At 65.1% G+C, this 6,668-nt stretch carries 5 protein-coding genes; all 5 read right to left on the bottom strand.

Annotation, left to right across the window (positions count from 1 at the left end; translation table 11 throughout):
* Positions 1–171: GTP-binding protein (locus M0P34_RS12705; RefSeq protein WP_291498128.1), on the bottom strand; the 171-nt coding region annotated here is incomplete at its 3' end.
* Positions 172–182: 11 nt separating this feature from the next.
* A complete protein-coding gene (gene fusA, locus M0P34_RS12700; protein WP_291499714.1) occupies positions 183–2,252 on the bottom strand; it encodes an elongation factor G in 2,070 nt (689 codons plus the stop codon).
* 15 nt (positions 2,253–2,267) lie between these two features.
* Positions 2,268–2,738 (bottom strand): 30S ribosomal protein S7, encoded by a 471-nt coding sequence (gene rpsG, locus M0P34_RS12695; protein WP_291499713.1) that lies wholly within the window; start codon positions 2,736–2,738, stop codon positions 2,268–2,270.
* Between the two features lie 18 nt (positions 2,739–2,756).
* Positions 2,757–3,128: a 30S ribosomal protein S12 gene (rpsL, locus tag M0P34_RS12690; RefSeq protein WP_028588271.1), complete on the bottom strand. Its 372-nt coding sequence runs from the start codon at positions 3,126–3,128 to the stop codon at positions 2,757–2,759.
* Between the two features lie 476 nt (positions 3,129–3,604).
* Positions 3,605–6,668, bottom strand: a 3,064-nt coding sequence (rpoC, locus tag M0P34_RS12685; RefSeq protein WP_291499712.1) for a DNA-directed RNA polymerase subunit beta', incomplete at its 5' end; no start/stop codon positions are given.

The raw sequence follows: 6,668 nt of genomic DNA, 5'->3' as shown, positions 1-6,668 counted from the left end.
CTTCTCCTCGGGGGCCTTGTCGATCTCGTCGAAGGCCACAAAGGCGCCGCCGCCACGCAGGGCGGCGATCTTGGTGATCGCGGCGGTCAGGGTGGTCTTGCCGTGGTCGATGTGACCAATGGTCCCCACGTTGACGTGAGGCTTCTTGCGTTCGAATTTCGCTTTGCCCATTATGGCACCCCCTAGTTCTTCTTCATGATTTCTTCAGCCAAGCCCGCCGGAACCCGCTCGTAATGGTCGAACTGCATGGTGAACGTCGCCCGGCCCTGGGTCTTGGACCGCAGGTCGGTGGCGTAGCCAAACATTTCGGAGAGCGGCACGTTGGCCCGGACCACCTGGGCCCCGGCGCGGGCTTCCATGTTCGAGACACGGCCGCGGCGGGAGTTCAGGTCGCCCATGACATCGCCCAGATACTCGTCGGGCGAAACGACTTCGACGGACATGATCGGTTCCAGCAGCACGGGGGACGCGCCCCTGAGGGCCTCTTTGACGGCCATGGAGCCGGCGACCTTGAACGCCTGCTCCGAGGAGTCGACCTCATGGTAGGAACCGAAGACCAGGGAGACCTTCACGTCCACCACGGGGTAGCCCGCCATGGTGCCCGAGGTGAGGGCCTCCTGGATGCCTTTATCGACGGCCGGGATGTATTCCTTGGGAATGACACCGCCGGTGATGGCGTTGACGAACTCGTAGCCCTTGGCCGGGTTCGGCTCGACCTCGATGACGACGTGGCCGTACTGGCCGCGGCCGCCAGACTGCTTGGCGTACTTGTGGTCCACCTTGTTGGGCTTGGTCAGGGTCTCGCGGTAGGCCACGCGCGGCGCGCCCACGTTGGCGTTGACCGAGAACTCGCGCAGCAGGCGGTCCACGATGATCTCAAGGTGCAGCTCGCCCATGCCCGCGATGAGGGTCTGGCCGGTTTCCTCGTCACCCTTGACGCGGAAGCTCGGATCCTCTTTGGCCAGCTTGGCCAGGGCGTCGGACAGGGTGTCGCGGTCCGCCTTGGTCTTGGGCTCGATGGCCACCTCGATGACCGGCTCGGGGATGTCCAGGGACTCCAGCATCACCGAGGAGTTCAGGGCGCACAGGGTGTCGCCGGTGGAGGCGTATTTCAGGCCCACGGCGGCGACGATGTCGCCCGCGCCAGCCCACTTGATCTCTTCGCGCTTGTTGGCGTGCATCTTGAGCAGGCGCCCGATGCGCTCCTTCTTGCCCGTGGCGGCGTTGAGCACGGTCATGCCGGACTCAACGAAGCCGGAGTAGATGCGCAGGAAGGTCAGGTGCCCGACGTAGGGATCGGAGAACAGCTTGAAGGCCAGGGCCGCCAGAGGCTTGGAATCGTCGCACTCGCAGACGATCTCGTTTCCGTTGTCGGGGTTCACGCCGCGCATGGCCGGGATGTCCACCGGCGAGGGCAGGAAGTCCACCACGGCGTCGAGCAGGGGCTGCACGCCCTTGTTCTTGAAGGCCGAGCCGCACAGCACGGGCACGATGATCAGGTTGGTGGTCGCCTTGCGCACACCGGTGATGATTTCCTCCTCGGTCAGCTCCTCGCCGCCGAGGTACTTCTCCATGAGAGCATCGTCCTCCTCGGCGACGGCGTCCAGCATTTCCTGGCGCATCGTCTCGTAGAGGTCGAGCATGTCCTCGGGGATGTCCACGAAGTTGTGGTTGGCGCCCATGGACTGGTCGTCGAAGAGGATCGCCTTGCCGCGGATGAGGTCCACGACGCCGCGGAACTCGTCCTCGGAACCGATGGGGAGCTGCAACGGCACGGGTTTGGCGCCCAGGCGGTTCTTGATCATGTCGCAGCAACGGAAGAAGTCCGCGCCCACGCGGTCCATCTTGTTGACGAAGCAGACGCGGGGGACCTTGTAGCGGTCGGCCTGGCGCCACACCGTCTCGGACTGCGGCTCCACGCCGGCGACGGCGTCGAACACGGCGACGGCCCCGTCGAGCACGCGCAGGGAGCGCTCGACTTCCATAGTGAAGTCGACGTGCCCGGGGGTGTCGATGATGTTGATGCGGTGCTCACGCCAATAGCAGATGGTGGCGGCGGAGGTGATGGTGATGCCGCGCTCCTGCTCCTGCTCCATCCAGTCCATGGTGGCCTGGCCGTCGTGGACTTCACCGATCTTGTGGGAAACGCCGGTATAAAAGAGAATACGCTCGGTGGTCGTGGTCTTGCCCGCGTCGATGTGGGCCATGATACCGATGTTTCTCTGTTTCGGAATGGGGACAACTCGTGCCACAGGTAACTCCAAGCCCTACCAGCGGTAGTGCGCGAACGCCTTGTTGGCGTCGGCCATGCGGTGGGTGTCTTCCTTCTTTTTCACGGCGCCGCCCCGGTTGCCGTAGGCCTCGAGCAGCTCGCCGGACAGGCGGGCGACCATGCCCTTCTCGCCCCGGGAGCGGGCGTAGTTGATCAGCCAGCGGATGGCCAGGGCCACACCGCGCTCGGGACGAACCTCGACGGGCACCTGGTAGGTCGCGCCGCCCACACGGCGGGACTTGACCTCGACGTGCGGCTTGACGTTGTCCACGGCCTTCTCGAAGGCCCGGATGGGGTCTTCCTGGGCCTTTTCGCCAAGGATGACCAGGGACTTGTAGAAGATCGTCTCGGCCGTGCTCTTCTTGCCGTCAAACATGAGACGGTTGATGAACCGGGCCGCCAGAACGCTGTGATAGACCGGATCGGGCAGGACTTCCCTCTTGGGAACGGGACCTTTTCTGGGCATTGATCGCTACTCCCTTCGTTACTTCGGACGCTTGGCGCCGTACTTGGAACGGCTCTTGCGACGGTCGGCGACACCGGAGGTATCCAGGGTGCCGCGGATGATGTGGTAACGCACGCCGGGCAGGTCTTTGACGCGGCCGCCGCGGATCATGACCACGGAGTGCTCCTGCAGGTTGTGCCCCTCGCCCGGAATGTACGAGGTCACCTCGATGCCATTGGTCAGGCGCACGCGGGCGACCTTGCGCAAAGCCGAGTTCGGCTTCTTGGGGGTCGTGGTGTACACGCGGGTGCACACGCCACGGCGCTGGGGGCATTCCTGCAGGGCAGGAGTCTTCTTTCTCTTGAGCTGCAAATTCCGCTTCTTGCGGACCAACTGGTTGATGGTCGGCATCAAGCTCCTCCATCCTGATTTACGGCTCGGGCGGCGCAACCGGCGCGCCCGTCACCCGACGGATCGGCGTCTCTCTGGTCCCGGTACTTCCGGCCATTCGACGCCAGCCTCAAAAACTTAAAAGAGCAGGGGGAAGAATCCCCCTGCTCTTCATGGCAAGGATATCTTCCACTCCCAGAGGATCCCCGAGGGGATCGATGAGCAGCGGACGTCCACTCCCTGCGGGAGCGGTATGTTCCAACTCGCAGACGCATATCCATAGAGGACCCGCCCGGCCTTGTCAAGCAATGTGCGCAAAAAATTTCCCGCACCCCGGCCCCTCGGCCCGGCCCCACAGCCCTCGGCCCGGCCCCACCCCCTCGGCCCGGCCCCATGAGCGCAACGAAAGCCTCAGTCCGGAACGCGGCGCCCCGCGCCCAAAAAAAGCGGGGGGCCGAAGCCCCCCGCTCTCGTCGCTGTACGCCGTTTCCGGCGGCCTAGAACCCGCCGTCGATGAGCAGCGGACTGTCCTCCAGGTCCTCCAGGAACTTGTCGGGCTTCTCGGGCTGCTCGGGCACGGAGATGTCGCAGTCCATGTACCTGCGGTAGCCCGTCCCCGCGGGGATCAGCCGGCCGACGATGACGTTCTCCTTCAGGCCGCGCAGGCTGTCGGCCTTGCCCATGAGCGAGGCTTCGGTGAGCACCTTGGTGGTCTCCTGGAAGGAGGCCGCGGAGATGAAGGAGTCGGTGGTCAGCGAGGCCTGGGTGATGCCCAGGACCAGAGGCTCGGCCACGGCGGGCTTCATGCCCATCTTGAGCACCTTGCGGTTCTCCTCGCCGAAGCGGTACTTGTCCACATGCTCGCCAGCGAGGAAGCTGCTGTCGCCCGGGTCGAGGATGTTCACCTTGCGCAGCATCTGGCGCACGATGATCTCGATGTGCTTGTCGTTGATGGTCACGCCCTGGAAGCGGTACACGTCCTGGATTTCTTCCACCAGGTAGTTGGCCAGGTGCTTCTCGCCCTTGATGGCCAGGATGTCGTGCAGCTCGGGATGGCCCTCGGTGAGCAGTTCGCCCGCCTCCACGAAGTCGCCCTCGGTGACGGTGATGTGCTTGCCCTTGGGGATCAGGTACTCGCGCGGATCGCCGACCTCGGGGGCGACGATGATCTTGCGCTTGCCCTTGCTCTCCGGCCCGTAGGAAACGATGCCGTCGATCTCGGAGACCACGGCCAGGTCCTTGGGCTTGCGGACTTCGAACAGCTCGGCCACGCGGGGCAGACCGCCGACGATGTCCTTGGTCTTGGAGGTTTCGCGCGGCTTGCGGGCGATGATGTCGCCCGCGCCGATCCGGTCGCCGTCCTGGACCATGAGAATGGCGCCAACGGGCAGCGGATAGTGGGCCTTGGTGCCCTGGGAGCCGGGGCGGATCTTGACCTCGCCCGCGTCGTCGACGATGGCGATGCTCGGCTTGAAGTTGGTGGTGCGGTATTCCATGATGGTCAGGCTGGTGCGCATGGTGGCGTCGTCCAGGTTCTCCTGGACGGTCTTGCCTTCCACGATGTCGTTGAAGCGCACGGTGCCTTCCACGTCGGAGACGAAGGGCTCGTTGAAGGGGTCCCACTCGGCCAGGACGGCGCCCTTGCGCACCTCCTGTCCGGCCTCCACATGGAGCACCGCGCCCGAGGGCAGCACATACTTCTCGCGCTCGCGGCCCTCCTCGTCCACCACGCCCACCTGGCCGGACTTGCCCATGACCATGGCCCGGCCGTCCTTGTTCTTGACGACCTTCACGCGCGACAGGATGACCCGGCCGCTGTGCTGGGCGATGTGCGAGGACTGCTCGACCTCCTTGGAGGCCGTGCCGCCGATGTGGAAGGTGCGCATGGTCAGCTGGGTGCCGGGCTCGCCGATGGACTGGGCGGCGATGATGCCCACGGTTTCGCCGACGTTGACCACATGGCCCCGGGCCAGGTCGCGGCCGTAGCAGGTGGAGCAGACGCCGTGCTGGCTGCGGCAGGTCAGGCCGGAGCGGATGGTCACCGAGCTGACGCCGGCCTTCTCGATCTCCAGAGCCAGGGTCTCGTCGATGAGCTGGCCCGCGGGCACGATGACCTCGCCCGTCTCGGGGTGGGTCACCGGGTGCAGGGCCGTACGGCCCAGCACGCGCGCCGAGAGCTTCATCTTGATGTCGCCGGCCTTGATCAGGTCGCCGACCTCCAGGCCGTCCACGGTGCCGCAGTCGATCTCGGAGACGATGACATCCTGGGCCACGTCCACCAGGCGGCGGGTCAGGTAGCCGGAGTTGGCCGTCTTGAGGGCCGTGTCGGCCAGGCCCTTGCGTGCGCCGTGGGTGGAGATGAAGTACTGGAGCACCGAGAGCCCCTCGCGGAAGCTCGAGGTGATGGGCGTCTCGATGATCTCGCCGGACGGCTTGGCCATCAGGCCGCGCATGCCCGCCAGCTGGCGCATCTGGTCGACGTTGCCTCGCGCGCCGGAGTTGGCCATCATGAAGATCGGGTTGAAGCTGGAGTTCTTCTCCACCTTGCCGCTCTTCTCGTCGGTGATCAGGTCGACGGACATCTCCTGCATCATCTCGCGCGACACGTCGTTGGTCGCCTTGGTCCACACGTCGATGACCTTGTTGTACTTCTCCGTGCGGGTGATGATGCCGTCGCGGTACTGGGATTCGATGGTATCCACCTCGTCGGTGGAGTCCTTGAGGATCGTGTACTTGCTGTCGGGGATGCGCAGGTCCTTGACGCCGACGGTGACGCCCGCGCGGGTGGCGTACTCGTAGCCCAGGTCCTTTAAGCGGTCACACAGGATGACCGTGGCCTTGGTCCCGGCCACGCGGTAGGTCTCGCCCACAAGGCGCTTGATATTGCCCTTGTCCAGCAGGCAGTTGACCATCTCGAAGGGCACCTCTTCGGGCAACAGCTCGGAGACGATCATCCGGCCCGGGGTGGTGCGCACCATGCGCCCGTCCAGGCGCACCTCGACGCGCGAGTGCAGGCTGACGACCCCGGCATCCAGGGCGGCGATAACCTCCCACTTGTCGGAGAAGCACTTGCCCTCGCCCTTCTCGAAGGAGCGTTCGGCGGTGAGGTAGTACAGGCCGAGCACGATGTCCTGGCTGGGCACGATGATGGGCGATCCGTTGGCCGGGGACAGGATGTTGTTGGTGCTCATGAGCAAAACGCGGCACTCGATCTGCGCCTCCACGGACAGCGGGACGTGGACGGCCATCTGGTCGCCGTCGAAGTCCGCGTTGTAGGCCGAGCAGACCAGCGGGTGCAGCTGGATGGCCTTGCCCTCGATCAGCACCGGCTCGAACGCCTGGATGCCCAGACGGTGCAGCGTCGGCGCACGGTTGAGCAGCACCGGATGCTCGCGAATGACCTCGTCGAGCACGTCCCAGACTTCCGGCTTCTCCTTCTCGACCAGCTTCTTCGCCTGCTTGACGGTCGCCGCCTGGCCGAGCGTCTGCAGCCGCGCATAGATGAACGGCTTGAACAGCTCGAGCGCCATCTTCTTCGGCAGGCCGCACTGGTGCAGCTTG

Origin of the sequence: Desulfocurvus sp. (assembly GCF_023230885.1) — a bacterium.
Classification (GTDB): Bacteria; Desulfobacterota; Desulfovibrionia; order Desulfovibrionales; family Desulfovibrionaceae; genus Desulfocurvus.
The sequence above is the reverse complement of the archived record's forward strand: the minus strand, read 5'-3'. Positions and strand labels throughout refer to the sequence as shown.

Coding starts and splice junctions, on each gene's coding strand:
- rpsG (WP_291499713.1), bottom strand. CDS start 2,738: ATGCCCAGAAAAGGTCCCGTTCCCAAGAGGGAAGTCCTGCCCGATCCG.
- rpsL (WP_028588271.1), bottom strand. CDS start 3,128: ATGCCGACCATCAACCAGTTGGTCCGCAAGAAGCGGAATTTGCAGCTC.